Genomic DNA, 23,340 nt, shown 5'->3' on the forward strand with positions numbered 1-23,340 from the left:
AACGTAAGTTTTATACGTTGGACAAGTTCTAAGCGCCTAAATCCGGTAAACGGTAGTATTCTAAACTAGAATAAAATAGATCAGCAATGCCATTCGAGAAGGGACGCGAAAAGACCGGAGGCCGCAAAGCCGGAAGCCCTAACAAAGCCACTACTGACATTAAGTCTAGAATTGCTACGTTGATCGAAAATCAGTTTGATACGATACAAGCGGACCTAGAGACTTTAGAGCCAAAAGAGCGGGTAACCGTCTATCTTAAGTTCTTGGAATATGTAGTGCCCAAACAGCGGGAACAGAAAATAGACCTGTCGATGCTAAATGATGAGCAGATAGACGAGCTATTGAATAAGGCCTTGGCTAAGCTGGATTGATAGGATGATCAATAACAACCGAGTTCGCAAACTACACGCTTTGAAGCGGCTTTTAGAAGGCGACAACCGAGCCGCCCGCGCTTTTCTACCTAAGCTGATCTTAGACCTTGACCAGTTCACCGCTGACGAGCTTGACACCCTACGGCGTTATCAGGAATCTTGCTCTAATGGATTAGTTCATCTAGCAGAGGTAGAAAGCTTATTTGGTCGAACACTTCAGGTAGTTTCTCAACTTAAACCAGCCACGTTTTAAGCCGTGACACGAGCCGAAAAGCTGAAGATAATACATAACCTGCTAGACGGTCAGACCAGCCCCCTACGCCAATTACAGCGGGATATGCAAAAAGCCGCTATGCCTTTTATTGAGGTGTATGGCTTCGTTGATCTAGCTGAATGCCCACCTGAGTTTTTAGACTTGATTGTCATGTCTAGTGAAAGCATCATTGAAGGGATCAGGGGCGATTACCTAACTTTGAGAGAATGCTTAGCCCGCTTTGAGCGAGTTGATCCAAGGCTATCCTATCACTCGTATAGTGCGATTGGTTCAATTGACGCTGAGGGCAGCCGCTATGATAACTTAGTTCTGAGTTATGTTCAGGTAAGGAACCGCAACTACTCAAGCCGATATTTTAAGGGCGTAACGGTAGCCGAGTTAAGAGCCCTGTTTGCTAAAAGCGTTGGTGCTTTAGATCCATCCCCCTTTATCTTAATCTCTTTTGATCAAGACCTATCCTCATTCGATTACTTTTTCAAGCCAAAGCACTTCAATGAAACGAGCTCAAAAGATTGCCTTGTTGACTAAAGTTTTACAAGGGCCCAACCAACAAACAGCCCGTATGCACCTGCAACAGTTTGTTGATAATGCCCCTCGCTCATTAGTTATCATTGATGATTTGGATGATCCGCTAAAAGGCATTCAGGATGAAGACACGGTTCATTTCACGGATCGTGGTTGTCAGCATCAAATGAGCTTGGAAGAGGCTCATCAATACGCTAAGTGCTACCGTATTCACACGCTATTTATCCTGCCTAATAAAGACAAGCCGACTGCCAGCTATTCACAAACCCCACTCCCAGGGGTATAACGAATCCTTGCAGCTATGCTTAAACACAACCGCTATTCTAAGCTTGTACGTGCATCGTCAAAACTACTGAGGGGGATAAGCGATTGATTATCAACGGTGGGGTATATCCGATCTTTTGAATTACAGCTAAGATCCTTTTACCGCTTCTCGTGCAAAGGCTAATAGGAGAGCCTACTTCTTCAATGCAGCTACAAAAATTATATATTAAGAGGTCAAGTCTTCCTTTTTGTCCCGGTTATCTATCCTCTAATTGAATACGGGAAATTTCCCGTTGTCTACTGTTGGGGTAGAAAATAGCTTTGCCTAACATTGATTCAAACATATGAGAAAAATTTTCTTAGTGTTGCTATTGACAATTGTATGTATAACTGTGAAAGCTCAAAATAGAGCTCGGTTTCATCATACTCTATATAAGGATAGGGTAATACGTTTTCCAGATGCTGCTATTTTATCGAGACGTTCTATTGAGCAATTAGAGGCAGGGAAAATAAGACTGGTTTATGTTGCGCCAAATGGTGAAAGGCAATTAAAAACTATTTGCTCTAAAAAGTTAAACTGCGTAATATCTCTCAGTAACGGTGTACCAGTTGTAGACTTTTGGCAGATAGAAGCATCTAGTGACCAATTTAAGGGTGTGGATAGCTGCATAAACTCTAGTTCACCATTGGGGAAGGGACGGTACGAGATTGATCTTTTAAGACCCACAGTAGGGGCTCCCACATATGTAGTAACTATCCCCTTTTCTGCAGTATCTTTTGGAGTTGGTACAATTCCCTTTAGAATGAGATTAAAAGTGGGAGATGTGCCAGTAACAACCTCAGCGAACCTGAGCTTTGTCGGTAGCTTAGGTAAAACGTTTGGAGTTTCGCGTGTAACATCTAGAGTAATAAATAATTACTCTGTTACTCTAGGCGTTTTTGGGGGGTTATCTTCTGCAGATATTAAAAAGGCTACTTTCCGCAACCCTAGTAATTATGTAGCTGACCAGACTAATGTGGCCCTATCATATGGTCTAAGCGCCACTTTTGCCCGAAACAATTTAGGATTAATTATCTCGTTAGGCTTTGATAATAGTCTAGGAAAGTATTCTGACGAATGGATATATCAAAATAAGCCATGGATAGGTTTTGGTATTAATACTAATTTGGGTATATTCTAATAGAATTTCATAATCGGTATCATACATTAACTTCTAACACTCATCGAGTATAATGTTGTACCTAGCGTTGTACCTAAATAGAAAAAGCCAGTTAACATTTTTGCTAACTGGCTGATTTTCAGTGGTGGGAGTTGACGGGTTCGAACCGCCGACCCTCTGCTTGTAAGGCAGATGCTCTGAACCAGCTGAGCTAAACTCCCTTTTTAGTTTCCCGTTCGGCTTCGTTGTTGTCGTTTGGGAGTGCAAATATAAGCCCCTGATTCGCCGTTTTGCAAGTATTGAGACAAAAAAAATAAAGTTTTTTGCAAGCGACTGATAATCAAAGTGACGTAGCCTACTCGAAATTCAAGTACAGAGTCACCGTATGCGTAGTGAGCTTGTTGATGCCAATACCCGCTGCATTATTGGTAGGCCGGTAGAGGTTCACGAGGCCATGCGAAAAGCGGAGTTCGGGTGCAAACTTGAAAAACTCGAAGAACTGCTCGAAGCCAACCCCGTACTCAACCGCAAAGTCCATCGTGCCCGTACTGAGCCGACTGGTGCCCTGTTGTTCCTTCCGGCGGACGTTTGTTTCAATACTGAAGGCACCACCAGCCAGCAGGTACATGCGCGTGTTGTTACGTCGTTCTGATTTGTATTTAACTAGCAGCGGAAAATCCAGCCAGGTCGATTCGCGTACTTCTTTTTTAGATGTTCCACCCGGATAGTCATACATCACCTCACGACTAAATAGCGAGACGGAAGGCGTCAGCCGAAGATCGAACCGGTCGTCGAGGAAGGCGTTGACGACGAAGCCAACCCGAAAGCTGGGTTTGTTGGGTGAATAAATTCGATACGCGGAGTCGGCCTGCAGGAAGGACGGACTGTAGCCAACACTAAACCGCGTAACGGGCGCGGCAAAGAAAAAGCCGTAGTGTATAGCTTTGTCATCGTAGCGTTCCAGGTGCTTACGAACGTACTTATAGGTCTGCGCCTGGGTTGGCATACTCATGAGCAGACCAACCAGCAAAGCCAGGATAAGCCGAATGACTGGTAAATTAAACAGCCGATTACCAACTAGGAACCTGCTTTCTGACCTATGTAAATTGAAGCGACGCCGAAGGTGAGGGGTATCCATTTAGTATTGGTGAATCCGGCCGTTTCGTAGATGCGCAGGAAGTCGGGACCATCGGGAAATGCCTGAACAGATTCGGGCAGATACGTATAAGCCGACGCGTCTTTGCTTACCAGGCGCCCAATGAGCGGCAGGATAGTCCGGGAGTAAAAACCGTATACTTGTTTAAAAGGGAACTGACGCGGATTCGAGAATTCAAGCACTACGCAGACGCCACCGGGGCGAATCACGCGGTACATATCCGTTAAGCCGTTGAGCAGGTTCTCGAAGTTGCGCACACCAAACGAAACGATGACAGCATCAAATTCATTGTCTGTAAATGGTAAACGTTCTGAATCGCCTGATCGCATCTCGATGATGTTATCAACCCCGCGCTTCTTCATTTTCTCCCGGCCGACCACCAGCATCCCCTCCGAAATATCGACGCCGACTATCTTCTGAGGCTTGAGCGCGAGGGCTTCTAAGGCAAAATCGCCCGTTCCGGTAGCAATATCCAGAATCGTTTTGGGGGCATAGGGCCGCAGTTCGCGAATGGCCCGTTTACGCCAAAGAATGTCGATGCCGCCACTCAGTACGTGATTAAGCAGGTCATACTTCGGCGATATGTTGTCGAACATTTCGGCAACCTGTTCGCGCTTGGAGGTGTCTTTATCTTTGTAAGGTACAACGGCCATGTTCAATGAGCGAATGAGGGGAAGAGCGAATGAGGGGAAGTAAATACGGTAATCACTTTTTCACTCATTCGTTCCTGCACTCTTTATTTGTGACAAACCGGCTGGCTAGTGGGAAAGTTTCGCAGCAAAAGCTGGGTATAACGCTGAATCATTGCGTTTTGCCCCGGCTTTACGTAGTTTGACACAGTAAATAGCTGGTTAAACTTATTCTGTTTCTCATGAGTTACGCATTTTTTCCGTTCCTGCCATTCTTTTTTACGTTTCTTTCTCCGCTGCCGGAAGACCCTGACCCCAAGAAAGTACACCAGCTTCACCAGCATATATTAACGCTGGATACACATGCCGATGCGCCGATTATGATGCAAACGCCGGGCTTCGATGTGGGCGTGGCGCACAATACCAAACGCGACGGATCTCAGATCGACTTTCCCCGGATGAAAGAGGGCGGAATGGATGCCATGTTTTTCGCAGTGTATACGTCGCAGGGGCCGCGAACACCCGAAGGTCATGCCGAAGCAAAACGGAATGCGCTAAACCAGTTTAAGCTGATTCACGATGCCTTAAAAAAACATCCCGATCAGTCCGAACTAGCCCTAACCCCCGCTGATGCCTATCGGATTCAAAAAGCAGGGAAGCGGGCTGTGTTTATCGGAATGGAAAATGGGTACCCGGTGGGCGATGATCTGAATATGCTCAAAACGTATTACGATCTGGGTTGCCGTTATATTACGCTGACGCACTTCGCCAATAACCTGATTGGCGACTCATCGACCGACCCCGATGGGCCACTGTATGGCGGACTCAGCGAGTTTGGTAAGAAAGTGGTGCCCGAAATGAATCGGTTGGGAATATTAATCGACGTATCACACGTAGCAGACAGTACGTTCTACGACGCCCTGGCCCTGTCGAAAGCGCCCGTCATTGCATCGCACTCGAATTGCCGGGCCTTATGCGATTTCCCACGTAATATGACCGACGATATGATCCGGGCTATAGCGGCCAAGGGGGGCGTTGTACAGGTGAATTTTGTGAGCGATTACCTGAAAAAACCATCGGACGAGCACCGGGCGGCAAAGACTAAAATTCGCATGTCGAGAGTAGGTAAGGTCGCTACTCCCGAAATGGAAGTTCGTATAGCCGCTCAGAGCGATTCGGTGGCAAAAGTGTATGCCTCGGAGCGAGCCAGCCTGTCCGACATCGTCGATCATATCGACCATATCGTTAAAATCGCCGGTATCGACCACGTAGGCATAGGTAGTGATTTCGATGGGGGAGGAAGCGTTAACGGTCTGGAGGACGTCAGCCAGATTGAAAACCTGACCGCTGAATTAATGCGCCGGAAGTACTCCGAAACCGATATTGCCAAAATCTGGGGCGGAAATCTACTCCGGGTGCTAGGGCAGGCCAAAGTGACACCTTAATCAATTAATTTCAATCAACTAATTTCAAATACTCCTATCCCAACACCTATGACACCCGAAGCCGTTTTTCAGTTTGCCAGTACGTTGGTATTACCCCAATGGTTGCTGATGATTATAGCCCCGCGTTGGCACGTAACGCAGTGGTTGGTGCGATCGTACCTAATTCCAGTGGTGTTGGCGATTATCTATATCATATATCTGTTCGGTGGCGGCCCGGTTGACTTCTCGGCGTTTGGGTCGCTGCCGGGTGTAAAGAATTTATTTGCTACCGGTGGCGATGGCGTCATGCTGGCGGGTTGGGTGCATTATCTGGCGTTTGATTTAGTGGCTGGATCGGTGGTGGTGCGCGACGCGCAGGAGAAACAGATTCCTCACTGGCTGATTATTATTCCGTTACTGGCCTGCTTCATGATAGGGCCGGTTGGCTTGTTGCTCTACTGGATTATCCGTTTGGTTCGGACACGTCAATTATCGGCTTAGCTATGAAATCATTGCTTAAAACGTTACGTACCGGAAATACCGTTTTATACTGGTTTGGGGTAATCTGCCTGATTGGTGCGGCTATTTGTGGCATACTGGTGTTGCTGACAACCCAACAGGTAATGGGCATCAACGCTTTCATTAAGCCCACCAAATTCTTTGTCTCGATCTGGCTGTTCTGCTGGACAATGGCCCTTTATCTGCCCTTGCTTAACCGGCCCAGAACGGCCACTATCTACGCCTGGATGGTGGGTTTGGTGCTTACGTTTGAGATGGTGGTTATTGTTGGCCAGGCCGCTCTGGGTAAGTTATCGCACTTTAATATCAGCTCAATACGTGATGCTATATTGTTTTCCGCGATGGGCATCGCCATTACTACGTTCACGCTGTGGACGGGGTATATTGGCGTTCTCTTCTTTACGTTGAAAACGAGTGCGGTTCCGGCTTCGTACCTGTGGGGAATCCGTCTGGGTATTCTCCTTTTTGTCGTGTTTGCGTTTGAGGGAGGCATGATGGCGTCCCGACTGGCGCATACGGTTGGTGCGCCGGACGGCGGAGCGGGTCTGCCCGTTACGAACTGGAGCGTCAGAAACGGCGATTTACGCGTAGCACATTTCTTCGGCATGCATGCGCTGCAACTGTTACCGCTCTACGGCTATTACCTGGCGCGTCGCCCCCGTCAGGTGCTAATTGCGGCCTGCTTGTACGCAGCGGTTGTGACCGGTCTGTTAGTTCAGGCGCTTTCGGGCAGGCCGTTGCTGTTAAGTTTTGGGGCTTAGCGCGCATAGGGTAAAGAAAAGTGGCTCGGCTCTTTTGTTAGCGACTCACGATCGTATTACCCATGAACCGTTCCGAATTTTTGAAAACGTCTGCGTTAGCCAGTGCTACGCTCATTACCGATCCTGCGCAGGTTCGGGCCTTTATCACACGTAAACCCGCTCAGAAGTACCGTACTGCTCTGGTTGGCTCGGGCTGGTGGGGCACCAACATTCTACGTTGCGCCGTGCAGGCAGGCGAGTCGAAGGTTGTCGGTATTTGCGATGTCGATACCCGCCAGCTTAAAACCCTCAGCGATGAACTCGGCAAATTAACATCCGATAAACCGAAGCTCTACCGGGATTATCGCGAGATGCTGACGGCCGAAAAGCCTGAAATCGTTATCGTCGCTACTCCCGACCATTGGCATCCGCTCATTGCCATTGCCGCCATGAAAGCCGGTGCGCATGTATACGTTGAAAAACCCATCGGCCACACCATCAATGAGGGTAAGGCGATGGTAAAAACCGCCCGCGATATGGGCCGAATCTGTCAGGTCGGTACGCACCGGCGTGTATCGCCCCATAACGTATCGGGTATGGAATTCCTGAAATCAGGAAAGGCGGGGAAAATCGGTATGGCGCGGGCGTTCGTGTATTATGGGGGCGGGGCCGGTCAGCCTACGCCCGATACCGAAGCGCCCAAAGAAATGGACTGGGATATGTGGTGCGGCCCTGCTCCACTACGTGCCTATAACCGGACGATGCATCCCCGAGGCTGGCGCAACTACCTGGACTACGCCAACGGTACGCTCGGCGACTGGGGCATTCATTGGCTGGATCAGATTCTGTGGTGGACGGAAGAAAAACACCCGCGCAAAGTCTACTCAACGGGTGGCCGGGCCATCAAGCAGGACAGCACTGACGCGCCCGACCATCAGGTTGCTACCTATGAGTTCGAAGGGTTTACGGCCTTGTGGGAGCAGCGGGCGTTTGCGGGGAATACCGCCGAGAAAACGCACCCGCAGCAGGCTGTAGGTGTGTACTTCTACGGAACCGAGGGTACGTTCCACATGGGCTGGCTCGATGGCTGGACCTTTTATCCGTCCGATCCAAAGAAACCGGTTATTCATCAGGATGCTCAGCTTAACAAACCCGACGACCAGAATATCGCGCAGTTGTGGGCCAACTTTTTGGACAGTATCAAAACCAACAAAACGCCGGTCAGTGATATTGAAATTGGGCACCGGTCGACCAATATGGCGCTGCTGGGTATGTTGTCGATGAAACTCGGACGTAGCGTCGCCTGGGATGGTCAGCAGATTCCTAACGATCCAGAGGCTAATAAGCTTCTAGGCCGTGCGTACCGGGGCGAATGGCAGTATCCGGTCTAGTTTTGCCTTTGTTACGTTCGTTAATTACCTGTCGTATATTCTACGTTATCATTCCGGAGCGCTCCGGAATGATAACATACGGAAATGAAGCCTTGAACAGTTTCGTTACGTATCGGGTAAGCCCGGCTATGAAAGCCAGTTCACGATTGGGGTGGCTGGTCGTCATTTGCGCTACCGGTCAAGGTTAATTTTACTCCACCGTGGTTTCCTGGGCTACCGCCGTCTTCTTGATCCGTTGGCTTGTCCCAAATCTCTGAACGACGAAGTAGATAATCAGAGCGGACAATACGCCGGTCAGGAAGTCCGTCAGCGGAACCATGACCGCCGTGTACAGCATCATGGACAGATGAAATTTTCCGCTGCGGCTTACTTCGAGAATCTCAGCCGGTTTGATCATATTACTGGCTACCCAGACCAGAATTCCACCAATACAGGCCATCGGGATCAACTCCAGGTACCGCGCCAGGAAGTAAGCCAGCGCGAGTTTCAGCACCGCCTTGAAATAACCCGCCAGGGGCGTTACGGCTCCCGCTTTGATGCTGGTAGCCGTTCGGGCGAGGGCGCCCGTGCAGGGAAATCCCTGTACCAGGGGAGTGATGATCTGCACCAGGCCCTGCCCGAAAAACTCTTTGTCGGGGTTGAACGGGGTTCCCCGGTTGTTGGCGAGCCGGTCTGCCATAGACGAGCACAGGATACTTTCCACACCCGATACAAACACAATCGCCCCAACAAAGTACAGAATATCAAAGAGCACCGACATACTGAAATTGGGCATGACCGGGGGCGTCAGGATGAAAAAGTTGTTGGGAATGGAGCCATAGATGTCCCGCACCAGCACAATCCCTTTGTCGGTCATCAGCGTGGCTGATACCACGGTAGCCAGCACCATCGCAATCAAAGGACCGGGAATAAAAATTGAGATACGTAGCACCCCCCTGGCTACCACGAACGTCAACAAACCCAGCAGAATAGACCACCCGTTAACTTTATACAGGTTATGGGAAGCCACGCGCATATTATTCAATAATCCGCCTTTTATGTCCTCGTCCTGCCCCATCAGGCTGGCGAACGATTCAATGCCCAGAATATCCTCCAGGTTGGTGAGTGCGATGGAAACGGCAATGCCAATGGTAAAGCCCACAATAATAGAATTGGGTACCAGTCGGGCGTATCGCCCGAATCCGTAAATGCCCATAAGAATCAGGCTGATACCGGCTAGTATAGAGACGAGCACCAGGAAGCTGTGCGCCGTCGCGAAATCCCCTCCGTTGGCCGGACCGTATTTTGCAAATAAAGCTGCAATGACGGGGATAAAGGCGGCTGTAGGGCCGTAGACCTGATACTTCGAGCCGCCGAACGTTCGACCGACGATGCAGGCCAACGCTCCGGCAATAATACCGTTTTCGGGCCGCATGCCCATCGCCATCGCAAAGCCCATCGCCATTGGAATGGCGGTCATGGCCACAATCAGGCCGGCGCTAAAATCCCGATACACGACCCTGGCCCAATTGTCTTTGGTCAGGTCTTCCCAGCGGGAGTCCAGAAAGGTGAAGAAGAGCTTCAACCGGCCCGCGGGCGTGGTTGGTAGGAAGGGTTGGTGCATACGCGAAAGGGTTATAGGAAAAGGTGTTCAAGGCTATCCTGATGAACCAAAACCTCCTGCGGAATCCAGGCGATCTCCCGGTAAGGAATATGGGTTTTCCGGATATACGGCAGCGGATCGAAAGCTTGTTTCGGGAGCTGCAACTGGTAAAACTGGGCCAGGTAGATCTTATCTATTTTGAGTGTGTCGAGCAGCGTATCGAACGTACTTTGTACCTTTCCGTGAAAGAGCTCTATTTTTAGCTCGCCAATCTTGTTCTCGAAATGATTGATCAGAATGTTAATGGCATCTTCAAAATCCGGCGTCATCAAGTCTTTGACGATCCGTTTGGGCGAATAGAACAGCAGTTCAGTAATGGAATCGTCCAGCCGTTCGCAATACAGCAGCACTACGTTGACCGATGGCGCATCTACCTGTTCAAGTGCCCAACGGAGTGTATTTAGAGAAGCAACCCGGAAATCGATCGGAACTAAGATTGTCATTTGCCTAACTATTAGCGTTGAATTATTATCGACACGAAAGTCCCGGCCGTGCATTAGAGGTCATTAAGAGCAAGATTAGAATACGATAAGAATTACCGGAGTTGGGGCGTTTATTGATTAACCCACAGCAAAACCACTTAATGAAGCGTATCCTGCTGGTCGAAGATGAAGTAAGCGTCGTTGAATTTATCCGTCGGGGACTGACCGAAGACAACTACGCGGTATCTGTCGCCTTCGACGGAGCCACCGGAATCCGGATGGCCCTTGAATCGTCGTTCGATCTAATTATTCTGGATATTATGCTGCCCGATATGAATGGGTTAGTTGTTTGCCAGGAACTTCGCAACAGCCAGATTGAAATACCGATCATGTTCCTGACGGCCCTGAGCACCTCTGAGAACGTAGCGGTTGGCTTAAACAGCGGGGCGGATGATTACCTGGTTAAGCCGTTTAAGTTTATCGAGCTAAGTGCGCGGGTAAACGCGTTGCTTCGCCGGGCCAGCCGGACGCGCGAACCCGAAGCCAGTCCGCATATCACCCAGTACGTTCTGGCCGACCTGAAAGTGAATGACACGGCTAAAACCGTAACCCGAAACAACGAACCCATTCAACTGACGGCAACCGAGTACCGGCTGCTGCTTGCCCTGATCAGAAATAAGGGACGGGTACTTTCGCGCATTGATTTGCTGGAAGCGGCCTGGGACCTGAGTTTCGATCTGGGCACTAATGTGGTGGATGTGTATATCAACTACCTCCGCAAAAAGCTGGACACGGGTGCGTCAATTAAGCTCATCCATACCGTAGTTGGAATGGGTTATGTGTTGAAAGAGCCATGAACACCCGCACCCGACTTGCCTTCCTGCTGGTTGCCTATGGGTTAGCGATCCTGACCTTGTTTGGTCTCAGTGTATACTTTTTTCAGAACAACTATGCGTACGGTGATTTTTACAAGCGCCTGGAGACAAGGGCTACGATTTCTGCCCGCTACAACTTAACGCTTGATAAGCGAAACGCGCAGAGCTACCGCACCATCCGCGAAAAGCACCTCGAACGGCTGGATGGGGAAAAAGAATACATACTCTCGGCTGTTGATGGCGTTGCGGCCGGTACGCTGGCTGAAACGTATCAGTTACCGGTTTCTCTGGTCGAGCGGATTCTGACGAAGGGTCGGGCAACGGCCCAGGAAGGTACCAAGTTTTTTGCCGGGGTGAAGGTTAGCGCATCGGGGCGAAACCATATTGTTGTCGTGTCGGCCAACAACTATTACATGAACCACCACCTGCGGTTCCTGAGAAATGTACTGGGACTGGGTATTCTGCTTGCGTCCATCGTTACGGTTTACATGTCGTTTTATTTTTCAAAACACGTATTCGAACCCATCAAGCAAATTACCAACCGGGTTCGGCATATCAGCACGGAAAACATCAATCTGCGATTAGAAGAAAAAGAGTACCGCCACGAGATTGGGGAGCTGACCACTACGTTCAATGACTTGCTTAATCGGATTGAGACGTCGATTGAAATTCAGAAAAACTTTATTGGGAATGCCTCGCACGAATTGGCCACACCGCTCACCTCCATTATTGGCGAAGCCGACGTTACGTTGAAAAAAGAACGCCAACCCGCCGAGTACCAACTGGCTCTGCGTAACATTCTGACGCAGGCCGAGCGGCTGAATGAAATCACCCGTTCGCTATTATCACTGGCCCAGATCGGATTCAACGGCAAAAAGCTAAATTTTGACATAATCCGGATCGATGAACTGATCTGGGAGGTGAAGGCTCTGCTCGACAAACTCAATCCGCATAATCACGTTCAGGTTGACTTTCAATACCTGCCCGAAGATCCCAGGAAGCTTAAAATAAACGGGAACCGGCAACTCCTGCAGCTGGCGCTGACTAACTTGCTGAATAACGCCTGTAAATACTCGAACAACAAACCCGTAACGGTTCACATCGGCGTTACGGCTCAGGAAGTGGTTCTGATCATTCAGGACAAGGGCGTGGGAATTCCCGAAGAGGAAATACAGTTCATTTACGACCCCTTTTTCCGGGCGTCTAACACGAAGTTGTACGAGGGCTACGGCATCGGGCTACCCCTGGCCAGAAATATTATTAAGCTGCATAACGGACTGCTGCATGTATCGTCGAGACTGAATGTAGGGACTACCGTACGCGTTCAATTTCCTTCGATAGGGCCTGCTGTTACGTACGCAAAACCTAACCCTAATCCTGCTTAATGGGGATTGCGACTGTTAACGGCCGCAATCTGATTCGAAAGCGCTACGGACGTAGTTAGATTCGTTAATCAGTCAACTTTTAGCACTGGTAGCTCAACCGTTCGCAGGCGGTTCATGAGCCGCCTTTCAGGACTAAACCGCACAGCCGGTTAACGCTCGTTACGGCTAGCCCTCTTACCCGTATGCTTTCAGATAGACGCTCGTTTCTTGAAAAAATGTCGCAGATTGGTGCCCTCAGTCTGCTGCCCGGCTCCTCAGCGCTGGCCGATGACGCAACCGCGGGTTCGATTGAGGAGAAGAATCATTTTGTGGTCGGACCCTATTTGCAAAACATGAGCAGCTATGAGGTAACGATCATGTGGATCACCCACAAAAACAGTTTTAGCTGGGTAGAATACGGAGCGGGTACGTACACAAGTAAACGGGAGGTGGGCTACAACCACGGTCTGATCGAAGCGAATAACCGAGTTAATAAAATCACGTTGACCGACCTTAAGCCGGGCACGGATTATAAATACAAAATCGTTTCCGCCGAAATTCTGGGATACAAAGGCGCAAAGGTTGAGTTTGGCGAACCATAACCAGTCCCATGTATGCCTTCAAATCACCCGCGGAGAATGAGCAGGAGGTGAAACTGGTGGTGTTTAATGACATTCATGACCGACCCCAGATTATTCCTCAACTGCTTTACCGACATGGGTACACGGGCAACAAGCCCGACTATGACTTCGTCGTGTTCAACGGGGACTGCTTTGACTGGGTTACGCAGGAAAGCCAGATGGTTGATCACCTGCTCAAACCAGCGGTCGATATTTTTGCCTCTGAAAAACCGTTTATCCTAACCCAGGGCAACCACGAGTGCCGGGGTAGTTTTTCCCGGCATATTCCCAACTACTACGCGTATCCGGAAGGCAATTATTACTACGCCTTCTCCCGCGGGCCCGTCCGGTTCGTCATCCTCGATTCGGGAGAAGACAAAGCCGACGACAACGTTGAGTACGGTGGATTATCAGCCTTTGACCGCTACCGCGACACGCAGCGGAAGTGGCTGGAGAAAGAAATAGAGAGTGCCGCCTTCAAAAAAGCGCCGTTCCGCATCGTCCTGATTCACATCTCGCCGTATCACTCCGGCGATTGGCACGGCCCAATGCACTGCCAGCAGGTGTTTGGACCGCTGTTGAACAAAGCCAACATTGATCTTCAGATTTCGGGTCATACGCATCGCTATGGTACGTATGACCCGGATGCTACCCATAATTACCCGATCGTGATTGGTGGAGGACCGCTGGAAGGAAACCGCACCCTGATAAAAGTCCATGCCACGACTAAGGAGCTTACGCTTAAAATGATTCGTGACGATGGTGAGGTCGTGGGTAAGTATACGCTTCTTAAAAAGGCCCGTACATAATTCTGGCTGGTGCGCTAATCGACAACTCGGCACCAAGCCCTTAAGACATTCCTAAGCTGATTCGGGTACAACACCCGTGATGGTATGACGTACTGTACCCACTGGTTTCGGTAAGTGATCTCTGTCAATCTTATTTATTAGCTATTAAGGTATCAAGAACACTGATAAGTATTATCGAATTTAGGACTTTTTCTATCAAATTTGAGACATAACTAATAAATGGCGTTGGTAGCATTGTATGTTTGTGTAATACGTAGCGAGCGGCTGCTGACCCTGTCCGATTAGGCTGATCAGCAACATTTTGGCAATCCCTATTCGTCGGATTGCTTCTCAATTTCTGGTGGAGTTCTCATCCATTGTAGTAAACTTTCAATCCTTCCATTCTGATCTATGAACACGTATACGGTACTATCCGGTCGGCGGCTACTGGCTGGCCTATTCTTGCTAAGCTCGACAAATCTCATCTGGGCACAGAACAATTATGTAGTAACTGGCCCCAGTTCTCCGGGACCGGGTTCTGAGAATACGGTGGTCGGTATTCAGGCGGCTAGCCTGGCCCTAACTGGAGGGGGTAATGTATTCGTAGGCTTTGAAACCGGCCGAAGTAATACAGGAGGCAGTCTGAATACATTTATGGGTTACAAGGCTGGTCGCTCAAATACGAGTGCGAATTACAATACGTTTGTGGGCAACTCAGCGGGTACAAGTACCACTGAAGGAAGTGAGAATACGTTTATTGGAAATGGTGCCGGTGCTTTGAATGTCAACGGCATCAAAAACACATTTACCGGTGCCAATGCCGGTACGTTAAACTCATCAGGGGCCTTCAATTCGTACTACGGCTTCAACGCGGGGTACGGGGCCACAACAGCCCAATTCAATGTATTCATTGGCCACGAGTCCGGCTTCTCCACTACCGAAGGCGGCTCGAATACGTTTCTGGGAAGTTCAACAGGATACAACAACCTGACGGGCGGAGAAAATACATTTGTGGGGAATCAGGCTGGTTTTAACAATCGATCGGGTTATAACAACGTTTTTGTCGGTTCACAGACGGGCGGTCGAAACGAGACCGGTGTTAACAATGCGTTTGTTGGCTGGTTGACGGGCTTTAATACAACGACCGGCAGCTATAACGCCTTTTTGGGAGAAAGAGCCGGTTTGTTTAATAAATCGGGGCATAGTAACGCCTATGTAGGGGTTCACGCTGGATACAGTAATGAAACCGGTAGCAACAACGTAGCGCTAGGCGATTCGGCCGGTTTCAATAATGCCGTTTCGAACAACGTTTTTCTGGGCAGCAAAACCGGCTTTTCAAACACAACGGGTGGCTTCAACGTCTTTACGGGAGCCTACGCTGGTTACAGCAACACAACCGGCAGTTTTAACGTCTTAAACGGCCTTGATGCCGGCCATTTCAATACGACGGGCAGCTTCAACCTCTTTGTGGGCCATCAGGCCGGCTATGGCAACAGTACGGGGAGTCAGAATACGTTTCTGGGGTATCAGGCGGGTCGTAATAACCAGACCGGTGGGGCTAACGTATTTATCGGACAGACAGCCGGGTTTAACAACAATAATGGCACCGCGAACCTATTTCTGGGACAACGGGCTGGATTCGGTAATACCGTAGGCAATTATAACACGTTTATCGGTAGCTCATCGGGTGAAGGTAATACTGTAGGAGCCAACAATAATTTCATTGGAAACGGGGCTGGTTTTGCCAATACGGAAGGCAACTTCAATGTGTACATTGGTTCGGCTGCCGGCAGTAAAAATCAGCGTGGGGCCAATAATGTAAGCATTGGATCGTACGCCGGGATGGAAAACGTCGACGGCAGTAATAACACCTTCGTAGGTCACAGCGCTGGTGTTCCAACAGGCTCCGCCCTGCAGAACGTTACGGTTCTGGGCTATAATGCGCAGGCTACAGCCTCTAATTCGGTAATTCTTGGCCGCGATGCGAACGTAGGCATTGGTACGTCGGCTCCGGCTGCCAAGCTGGAAGTCGTTTCAGGTACGTCTGGTACCTCAGGATTACGGCTAACCAACCTTACTGCTGGCTCGACGGCATCAGCTCTTAATCAAACCAAATTCTTAACGGTGAATGCTCAGGGCGACGTAGTACTAGGCAGTATCAATGGAGCTGGTCGTTCTGCTGCCACCGAATCGCTCTGGCAACGTAAAGGCCCTTATCTGGAAAGTACACAGGGCGAAGCGGTCATTATCGGTCAGGGGGTAACGACTACGCCTTCGGAGTACAATCTGTTTGTGAGCAAAGGTATTCTGACCGAACGAGTTAAGGTCGCCGTCAAGAACACGGATGATTGGTCGGATAAAGTGTTTGCACCTACCTATTCGTTACGTCCACTAGAGGAGGTTGAGCAATATATTAAAGCGAACCAACATCTGCCAGACGTACCATCGGCTAAAGAAATGGTAGAGAAAGGCAACGATCTGCACCAGACCGATGCTAAACTGCTGGCGAAGATCGAGGAGTTAACCCTGTATCTGATCGAAATGAAGAAAGAAAATCAAGTGCTGAAACAACAGGTCGAGACGTTAATGACAAACAAACGCAACTAACATGAAGAAGCTACTACTTCTAGCTGTCTTACTTCAGGGCCTACGATGTATGGCTCAGCCGGTGGCCGCTGACCGGGTTCTGACGCAAGAGTACCAACCCCGATCGCTTGAGCAGGCGACTACGACACTGGTTGCGCGTAACACCGTATCGTCAGCTAAACCTGTTGTGTATAAAGCGGGAAAAACGGTTATTCTTCTGGCTGGGTTTGACGCTAAACCTGGTTCCGTTTTCACCGCGTACCCGGAAGCGGTTTCTCGATTGGCTTGGCTGGAAACGGAGACTGAGTCGATGCGCATAACCACCCATCCCAATCCGTTTGACGACGTAACGCGGATTACGTATCAATTAATTAAAACAGGGCGTACCCGTTTGTTTATCAGCGATGCCGAGGGGCGGTTAGTCAGCAACCTAGTCGACCAACAGCAGGAAACGGGACAGCATCAGGTGGAATGGCGAGCGGGAAACTTGCCTACAGGAACCTACGTATGCACCCTGGATGTAGGTGGAGAACGCCTGTCGAAACGTATCATCCTCAAATAGAGGTGATTAATGGGCTGGCAGAGGGCCAGCGTTGAGGGTATACGACTGGAAGTTAATCAGCCACGGAATACTTCGCTTGGAAAGGTCATGATTTTACAGTCGAGTATTCCTGTCATTCTCCAGAAAGCCAACGTTATTCGAGGAGTGTTCCCTGAAGACTACATAATAACCCGTCAACATACTCAATAAAAGCCATACAGTGCGCTGATTTGCCCTACGTTATACTAAATTTTGTGGGTCAGCCAGATCCGTTTGGGGAAAAAGGTGTAGACCGCCCCGAATGGTGCTGCGAGCGATCGGACAATGTCTCGGATGAATTTACGCTACTGTTTGAGCAGAATTTGGCCTGGCAACTTGGTTACTAGCCATAGCCGGGGCGTACCGCCGATGCGGTCAATTAACTTCAAAAACTACAACGCTGACGCGATTCCTAGCCGAAAAAAGGGTGGGTGAGTTTGCCCCGAAATGCCCGAGTTGGCATGTTCCGTCATAAGTGGGTCAGTTGCCTCCGGAATATTCACTCTTGAATTTTGGCAAAGCTATGGCTTGGTGCCCTATTTTTTCAAACCCATAAACCAGCTTCGCTCCAGCCGAAGCGAGAAACACTGTTAATATAGTATTTTGACCATACAGTCAGAATTAGTTCACAATTCGCCCTATTTTTGCTTGAGAATTTTTGGTCAATCTTTAACGATAAAATGGATTACTGCATCACCTACTTTAGTTCGGCTGCCCCGACAACTACCGAGCAAGTCGTTGTTGAGATTGTTAGCTTTAGTCGGGAGAAAAATGCTCGGTTGGGTATTACAGGCGTGCTGCTCTACATAAACGGGCATATCGTACAAGTGCTTGAAGGGCAGCAACAGGCCGTTGAAGGTCTGTACGAGAGCATTCAGGCTGATCCACGCCATACGGACGTTCGTACCGTGATCAACCAACCCATTACCCAGAGACTATTCAACGATTGGTACATGGGCTACGAAACGTTGACTACTCAGCAGTACGAGGAGGTCAGTGACATCATCCCTATTGACCCTCAACACAAAGCCGCCTGGGACGCCGATCAGCCCGTGGTCGTACGCATGCTCAAAGGTTTTTTCGACCTCAATAGCCGTCAAAAAGTAAATCCAGATCTACTCTAAATTACGTACATTGGTCCATTAACGTCAGACAGTGACTAAATGCATCGCCAAGTCTGTTTACTGCCTAGGCACTCGAGCCAAGTCACTTCATGACAGAACAATCTACTTCATTTCCTTTCTGGTCCGGTCGTCAGGCTGAACAGGAACGCTTGCGTTATGCCATTCAGGCGGCTCAGGTAGGCACTTGGAACTTGGACGTTGGCCAGCAGCAGGTATGGTGGGACGAGCGCTGTCAGCAGCTTTACGATTCCTACGGACACACTGTTGTCAGCTATGAGCAGTTTTTAGCACTAGTGAATGAAAAGGATCGGCTACAGGTAGACCAATCCATACAAACGGCACTCGACCTGTCATCTGCCGGCTATTACGATGCGTTGTTTCGAACAGCGGGTACTGAGGGTAATTCAGTACGATGGCTTCATGCCCAAGGTCGTGCCTACGTCGATATTATGGGCGCGAGTTATCGTTTGTCAGGCGTAGTGCGTGACGTAACAGCGCAGGTGGAGACGAGGCAACAACTTGAAATCAGCAAGGCGCGTTTTCGTAGTCTGGTGCTCAACTCGCCAACGGCTACTGTCCTTTTTGTGGGGCCAGATAGCATCATCGAAACCGCAAATAAGCCTATGTTGCAGATTTGGGGGGTCGACGAGTCGGTGATTGGCCAACCTTTGCAACAGGTTATGCCCAACGTAGCGGAAGAGTCGATAATCAATCTATTACAACGGATCTATGAGACCGGTGAATCCTATCAACGGACTCAGACGCCCGCCCGCGTAGCGGTGGATGGTCAGTGGCAGGAATCGTGGTTCAACTTCGCCTATAATCCGGTATATGCTCAGGACGGTACGATCTACGGTGTTCTTAACACGGCTACGGATGTGACGGCTCAAGTCCTTTCCTTGCAAGAAAGTGAGCAGCGCTACCGACTATTATCTGAGGAGTTGGAGCTCCGAGTAGAACAACGTACGCAGGAGTTAACCCAAGCAAACGAAGATCTGAAACGTTCCAACGACAATCTACAGGAGTTTGCTTACGTGGCTTCGCATGACTTGCAAGAGCCGCTGCGCAAGATTCAGCAGTTTGGCGACCTGTTAAAGAGTCACTATGCAGCCCAATTAGGCGATGGGGCTGACTACTTGGAGCGAATGCAATCGGCGGCAGGCCGTATGTCCAAGCTTATTCGGGATTTGTTAACCTACTCCCGCATCGCTACTCGTCAGCAGGTGGCGATAGATGTGGCGTTAGATGAGATCATATCGCAGACATTGATCGACCTGGAACTGGTGATTGGGGAAACCCAGGCTGTTATTGATAAAGTCCCCTTACCAGTGGTGAGGGGCGATGCTGTTCAATTGGGCCAACTCTTCCAGAATCTGCTGACTAACGCGTTAAAATTTAGTCGCGTTGGTCCCGATGGAACACTTATCATTCCACACATACGCATACGGAATACGAACCTTAGCTATTCGCAGCTCCCATCTACCATCAAACCCGCTCGTCATACGTCCATGTATCACCGTATCGATATAACCGACAACGGAATCGGGTTTGATGACAAATATATCGATCGCATTTTCCAGATTTTTCAACGCTTGCATAAGCAAAGCGAGTTTGCGGGTACGGGCATTGGGTTGGCCATCTGCCAGCGGGTGGTGACCAATCATGGAGGTGCGATAACGGGCAGCAGTCAACCTGGTCAGGGAGCCACGTTTAGTGTCTATCTGCCTGTTTAAGGATAATCGACGAAACAGGTATCAACTCACCGGCTGGCTAATAGTACGTTTCTGTTGCTGGGGTTAAATGGACATTGGAATGAAGGTAGTCAACCCAGAAAGGCACTATTTACCCGTTGATACGTTGTAACTGCGAAGTCGTTTCGTTGCGATCTCCAGGTTGCCTGCTTAGCGGCCATGAGCGTGTTGGTGAATGATTTAAGGCATACCCTTTGTTTTTACCTGGGGATTTGACCGGCACCGTAAACCGCATACAAAAGCTGCGTTCAACTTCAATGGGTGTGGCTTCTCATTAGACTGATTAGTTGAATACAGTCGTTTTGAGAAGAATGTAAAGATGTTCTTGTCTCACCATTAGGAAAGCCTTCCACATATTCAAGAACAACAAACTGGAAAGAAGGGCATTTGTACATTAACCTGGTAGTGCTGAAAATGTATTGCAAGTACATAAAAAAAGCCACCCAACATTTCTGTTAAGTGGCTAATTAAGAGGGTGGGCCAGCCAGGACCAACACCTTATTTGTTTAGTCTTTACTGATTTAGTTTAAATGTGCTGAAAAATAGGATGTTACAGCTTTACTAAGGATAAGAGAAACAAAGAAAAAACAAACTAAACTAAAGAAACCCGTCAACAAACCCGTCAACAAAATTAAGTTTTTGATATATTTGCTATACCTCAAACAAACCCCTTTAGTGGTATGGCAACGACTTCGTTTGTCCTGCGTGACCCCGACGCGGACGAAGAAACGAAAGTTCATTTACTTGTTCGTTTCAATAATAAACGGTTGGTTTATCCGACCGAAAAAAAGATTCATCCGCTCTACTGGAACCCCAATAATCAACGGGCAAGGGCAACTAAGCAGTTTCCAGGCTACAATGAATTTAATGACCGATTAACGGAGATTGAAGAAGCGGCTAAAACGGCTTATAGTAATCTATTGGCTGAGGGTTTCAAACGGCCAACCGTCGATCAGGTACGAGACGGGTTTCTACAAACCCTGTTTCCAAAGGGTGAAAAGAAGAACCCTACCTTGTTTGAGTTCTTTGAAACCTATATTCAGGAATACACGAATCTGCAAAAGGAGTCCAGTTTGAAGGTCAAGCGGACAACGCTTAACCATTTAAAGGCTTACGCAAAAGCCCGTAAAAGGAAAGTTGATTTTGCAAGTATCAATCTTGACTTCTACTATGACTTTACGAATTACCTGATGAATGACTGCGGGTTTTTCAATAATACTGTAGGGAAATATATCAGGACGTTGAAGGCCGTGTTAAATGATGCCGCTGAGAAAGACTTGCACCAAAATTTTGCTTTCAAGAAAAAAGGCTTTAAGACGCTCAATGATGAAGCGGATAACATCTATTTAACTGAATCAGAAATAGATCAGATTTACAATACCTACTTGGTTAGTCAGCCTAAGTTGGACAGAGTACGGGATATGTTCGTTATTGGCTGTTGGGTTGGCTTACGGTATTCCGATATGGCCGAACTAAGATCAGGCCACTTCATTGAGGAAGAGGGTAGTAAGTACATCAAGATACGTACTCAGAAAATGTACGACGATGTGTATATACCGCTTCATCCGATGGTAGAAACCATCCTGAAAAAGTACGACGGTCAATTACCCCGCGTACTGAGCAATCAGAAAGCTAACGAGTATCTGAAAGATATTGCTAAACTTGCCCGGCTGGATAGTCCCGTAATTATAAACCGCAAACGTGGTACGGAACGGGTTTCTGAATGCTTTCAAAAATGGCAGTTGGTCAGTACCCACGCCCAACGCAGAAGCTTTGCTACTAACTTGTATTTGCAAGGCGTTCCAACAATCACAATACGGGCTATTACCGGACATAGAACAGAAAAAGCCTTTCTCAGCTACATCAAAGTAGATTCCAAGCAACACGCCAAGTTGCTCAAAATGCATTGGAATAATCAAAGAGAACATGCAGCCGAGGCCATATGAAGAATTTTCATTACGATGATCAAAACCGTTTGATCAGAGACTTACTACCCGAACATTCTGATACTTTCAATCTAGAAAAATTCAAACATGAAGTCTTAAGTAAAGAAGGATTTGAAGCTCAGATTCAAATTTTTGATAGCTATTTCAATCTGTTTGAGAAACGTGATCTCTCAGTAAAGACAATGAATGATGAAAAATTATTTTCTATATATTGTAATTGTGCTTTATGTAGGAATGATAAAAAAATCTATGATGCCAATAAGGAAAAAATTCTCAAAGAATATATCTTAAATAAATTTGAAAAATTCAAAGAAAGTGTATCAGAAATAGACGATTATGTTGAAAAGGTATTGTACTTTCAAAAACACTTTTATGGACGCATCTTCGACAAAATTTTTCCGTTTGAAGATTCCGCTGAAAGTTATGCTGTGTCAGTAGCACCCGCAAACCAAGAAGAGCGAAAAAGTTGGACTGACTATGTACTTAACTCTTTTAACGAAGAATATCTATTTGTTAGTGGCTCGCAAAGTTTGCACAAGGATAGTTATGATTTTTTGAGAAACGATATTGATTTTCGCTTGAAAAATGCTTTATACCCGGATATATTACTTGACAAAGAGATCAGGAAAGTTATAAGTCAATATGATAAGTCCGACGAAGAATTAGAAAAAATTAGCCGTAGCTCATACACCTATAAAAGAAAAATCGAACAATTTAGAGAACTCGTAGAAGGTAGAGATTTTGATATGATTGGCTATACAGAAGGTGTTATGAGCGGCTTAAATAAAGTTGTAATATTTCACGCTGTTTGCTATCTACGATACTTAGAAATACTTAAGAAAAGATATAATCAATCGGGAAGCGTAATGGGAACGAATACTTTTTCTAAGCATGATGATTTTGTAGAAGAGTTCTTCAAAGTTATGATTCGTGGGTACGCGTCAAAGGACACTTATGCAAATCTGGATAACATAGTAAGAGGGTTAAATGAGAAAGAATCCTATCTATTTTATAAAAGTATTTTAACGAGATTGCAAAATTGGTTAGCTGATTATCATAAATCGGTCGGACCTTATTCTGTTTCAAAGCAAGTAAGAACCTGTTTAAAAATGGTCTAGCAAGGGTCTGAAAAGACAGAATCAGCCTATCTTATGGGTTAATCCGACCAAAGATGTACCCCACAGACCTG

General features: G+C 47.9%; 22 protein-coding genes and 1 tRNA gene. 18 read left to right on the forward strand and 5 right to left on the reverse strand.

All coding sequences use genetic code 11. The features are described from left to right. The first annotated feature begins 86 nt into the window (after positions 1-86). The 4 genes from ACYVIY_RS16585 (at position 87) to ACYVIY_RS16600 (ending at position 2,615) form a co-directional block, all read left to right on the forward strand. Complete coding sequence (locus ACYVIY_RS16585; protein ID WP_460977493.1) at positions 87-371, forward strand: hypothetical protein; 285 nt, start codon at positions 87-89, stop codon at positions 369-371. A gap of 337 nt (positions 372-708) precedes the next feature. After that, entirely contained in the window at positions 709-1,173 is a 465-nt protein-coding gene (locus ACYVIY_RS16590; protein ID WP_460977494.1) for a hypothetical protein, read from the forward strand. Next, on the forward strand, positions 1,139-1,456 hold the full coding sequence (locus ACYVIY_RS16595) for a hypothetical protein (RefSeq protein ID WP_460977495.1): 318 nt from the start codon (positions 1,139-1,141) through the stop codon (positions 1,454-1,456). The genes ACYVIY_RS16590 and ACYVIY_RS16595 overlap by 35 nt, the downstream gene beginning before the upstream one ends. A 322-nt stretch (positions 1,457-1,778) precedes the next feature. Next, complete coding sequence (locus tag ACYVIY_RS16600; RefSeq protein ID WP_460977496.1) at positions 1,779-2,615, forward strand: hypothetical protein; 837 nt, start codon at positions 1,779-1,781, stop codon at positions 2,613-2,615. Between the two features lie 122 nt (positions 2,616-2,737). Here the strand turns inward: ACYVIY_RS16600 and ACYVIY_RS16605 are convergent. From ACYVIY_RS16605 to ubiE, 3 genes are all read right to left on the reverse strand, one after another. Next, positions 2,738-2,815, reverse strand: a tRNA-Val gene (locus tag ACYVIY_RS16605). Between the two features lie 134 nt (positions 2,816-2,949). Continuing rightward, positions 2,950-3,732 (reverse strand): type IX secretion/gliding motility protein PorT/SprT, encoded by a 783-nt coding sequence (gene porT, locus ACYVIY_RS16610; RefSeq protein ID WP_460977497.1) that lies wholly within the window; start codon positions 3,730-3,732, stop codon positions 2,950-2,952. After that, positions 3,672-4,403 (reverse strand): bifunctional demethylmenaquinone methyltransferase/2-methoxy-6-polyprenyl-1,4-benzoquinol methylase UbiE, encoded by a 732-nt coding sequence (ubiE, locus tag ACYVIY_RS16615; RefSeq protein WP_460977498.1) that lies wholly within the window; start codon positions 4,401-4,403, stop codon positions 3,672-3,674. The genes porT and ubiE overlap by 61 nt, the downstream gene beginning before the upstream one ends. Before the next feature lie 218 nt (positions 4,404-4,621). Between ubiE and ACYVIY_RS16620 the strand changes: the two genes are divergently transcribed. From ACYVIY_RS16620 to ACYVIY_RS16635, 4 genes are all read left to right on the forward strand, one after another. Continuing rightward, positions 4,622-5,824 carry a dipeptidase gene (locus ACYVIY_RS16620; RefSeq protein ID WP_460977499.1) on the forward strand — a complete coding sequence of 401 codons (1,203 nt, stop codon included), beginning with the start codon at positions 4,622-4,624 and terminating at the stop codon, positions 5,822-5,824. A 48-nt stretch (positions 5,825-5,872) separates the two neighbouring features. After that, the gene (locus ACYVIY_RS16625; protein WP_460977500.1) at positions 5,873-6,304 is read left to right on the forward strand and encodes an ABA4-like family protein; all 432 of its coding nucleotides are present in this window, start codon (positions 5,873-5,875) and stop codon (positions 6,302-6,304) included. 2 nt (positions 6,305-6,306) lie between these two features. Further along, positions 6,307-7,083 (forward strand): hypothetical protein, encoded by a 777-nt coding sequence (locus ACYVIY_RS16630; RefSeq protein ID WP_460977501.1) that lies wholly within the window; start codon positions 6,307-6,309, stop codon positions 7,081-7,083. A gap of 62 nt (positions 7,084-7,145) precedes the next feature. Beyond that, complete coding sequence (locus tag ACYVIY_RS16635) at positions 7,146-8,453, forward strand: Gfo/Idh/MocA family protein (protein WP_460977502.1); 1,308 nt, start codon at positions 7,146-7,148, stop codon at positions 8,451-8,453. A gap of 190 nt (positions 8,454-8,643) precedes the next feature. Here ACYVIY_RS16635 and ACYVIY_RS16640 read toward each other — a convergent pair whose 3' ends face one another. Further along, a complete protein-coding gene (locus ACYVIY_RS16640; RefSeq protein ID WP_460977503.1) occupies positions 8,644-10,056 on the reverse strand; it encodes a SulP family inorganic anion transporter in 1,413 nt (470 codons plus the stop codon). Between the two features lie 11 nt (positions 10,057-10,067). Next, positions 10,068-10,538, reverse strand: a complete 471-nt coding sequence (locus ACYVIY_RS16645) for an adenine nucleotide alpha hydrolase family protein (RefSeq protein ID WP_460977504.1) — start codon at positions 10,536-10,538, stop codon at positions 10,068-10,070. A gap of 140 nt (positions 10,539-10,678) precedes the next feature. On the opposite strand from ACYVIY_RS16645, the gene ACYVIY_RS16650 reads away from it, so the two are divergent. From ACYVIY_RS16650 to ACYVIY_RS16695, 10 genes are all read left to right on the forward strand, one after another. Beyond that, positions 10,679-11,374 (forward strand): response regulator transcription factor, encoded by a 696-nt coding sequence (locus ACYVIY_RS16650; RefSeq protein ID WP_460977505.1) that lies wholly within the window; start codon positions 10,679-10,681, stop codon positions 11,372-11,374. Beyond that, positions 11,371-12,777 carry a sensor histidine kinase gene (locus tag ACYVIY_RS16655; RefSeq protein WP_460977506.1) on the forward strand — a complete coding sequence of 469 codons (1,407 nt, stop codon included), beginning with the start codon at positions 11,371-11,373 and terminating at the stop codon, positions 12,775-12,777. Before ACYVIY_RS16650 ends, ACYVIY_RS16655 begins: the two co-directional genes overlap by 4 nt. 182 nt (positions 12,778-12,959) lie before the next feature. Further along, positions 12,960-13,358, forward strand: a complete 399-nt coding sequence (locus ACYVIY_RS16660) for a fibronectin type III domain-containing protein (protein ID WP_460977507.1) — start codon at positions 12,960-12,962, stop codon at positions 13,356-13,358. A gap of 8 nt (positions 13,359-13,366) precedes the next feature. Next, entirely contained in the window at positions 13,367-14,185 is an 819-nt protein-coding gene (locus ACYVIY_RS16665) for a metallophosphoesterase family protein (RefSeq protein ID WP_460977508.1), read from the forward strand. Between the two features lie 390 nt (positions 14,186-14,575). Then, positions 14,576-16,771 (forward strand): beta strand repeat-containing protein, encoded by a 2,196-nt coding sequence (locus ACYVIY_RS16670; RefSeq protein ID WP_460977509.1) that lies wholly within the window; start codon positions 14,576-14,578, stop codon positions 16,769-16,771. 1 nt (position 16,772) lies between these two features. Next, entirely contained in the window at positions 16,773-17,312 is a 540-nt protein-coding gene (locus ACYVIY_RS16675; RefSeq protein ID WP_460977510.1) for a T9SS type A sorting domain-containing protein, read from the forward strand. A 698-nt stretch (positions 17,313-18,010) separates the two neighbouring features. After that, positions 18,011-18,454: a BLUF domain-containing protein gene (locus ACYVIY_RS16680; RefSeq protein ID WP_460977511.1), complete on the forward strand. Its 444-nt coding sequence runs from the start codon at positions 18,011-18,013 to the stop codon at positions 18,452-18,454. Positions 18,455-18,543: 89 nt separating this feature from the next. After that, the gene (locus tag ACYVIY_RS16685) at positions 18,544-20,187 is read left to right on the forward strand and encodes a sensor histidine kinase (protein ID WP_460977512.1); all 1,644 of its coding nucleotides are present in this window, start codon (positions 18,544-18,546) and stop codon (positions 20,185-20,187) included. Positions 20,188-20,972: 785 nt separating this feature from the next. Continuing rightward, positions 20,973-22,151 carry a site-specific integrase gene (locus tag ACYVIY_RS16690; protein WP_460977513.1) on the forward strand — a complete coding sequence of 393 codons (1,179 nt, stop codon included), beginning with the start codon at positions 20,973-20,975 and terminating at the stop codon, positions 22,149-22,151. Further along, the gene (locus ACYVIY_RS16695; protein ID WP_460977514.1) at positions 22,148-23,269 is read left to right on the forward strand and encodes a hypothetical protein; all 1,122 of its coding nucleotides are present in this window, start codon (positions 22,148-22,150) and stop codon (positions 23,267-23,269) included. The genes ACYVIY_RS16690 and ACYVIY_RS16695 overlap by 4 nt, the downstream gene beginning before the upstream one ends. The last annotated feature ends 71 nt before the right edge of the window (positions 23,270-23,340 follow it).

It is taken from the genome of Spirosoma knui (assembly GCF_054780635.1).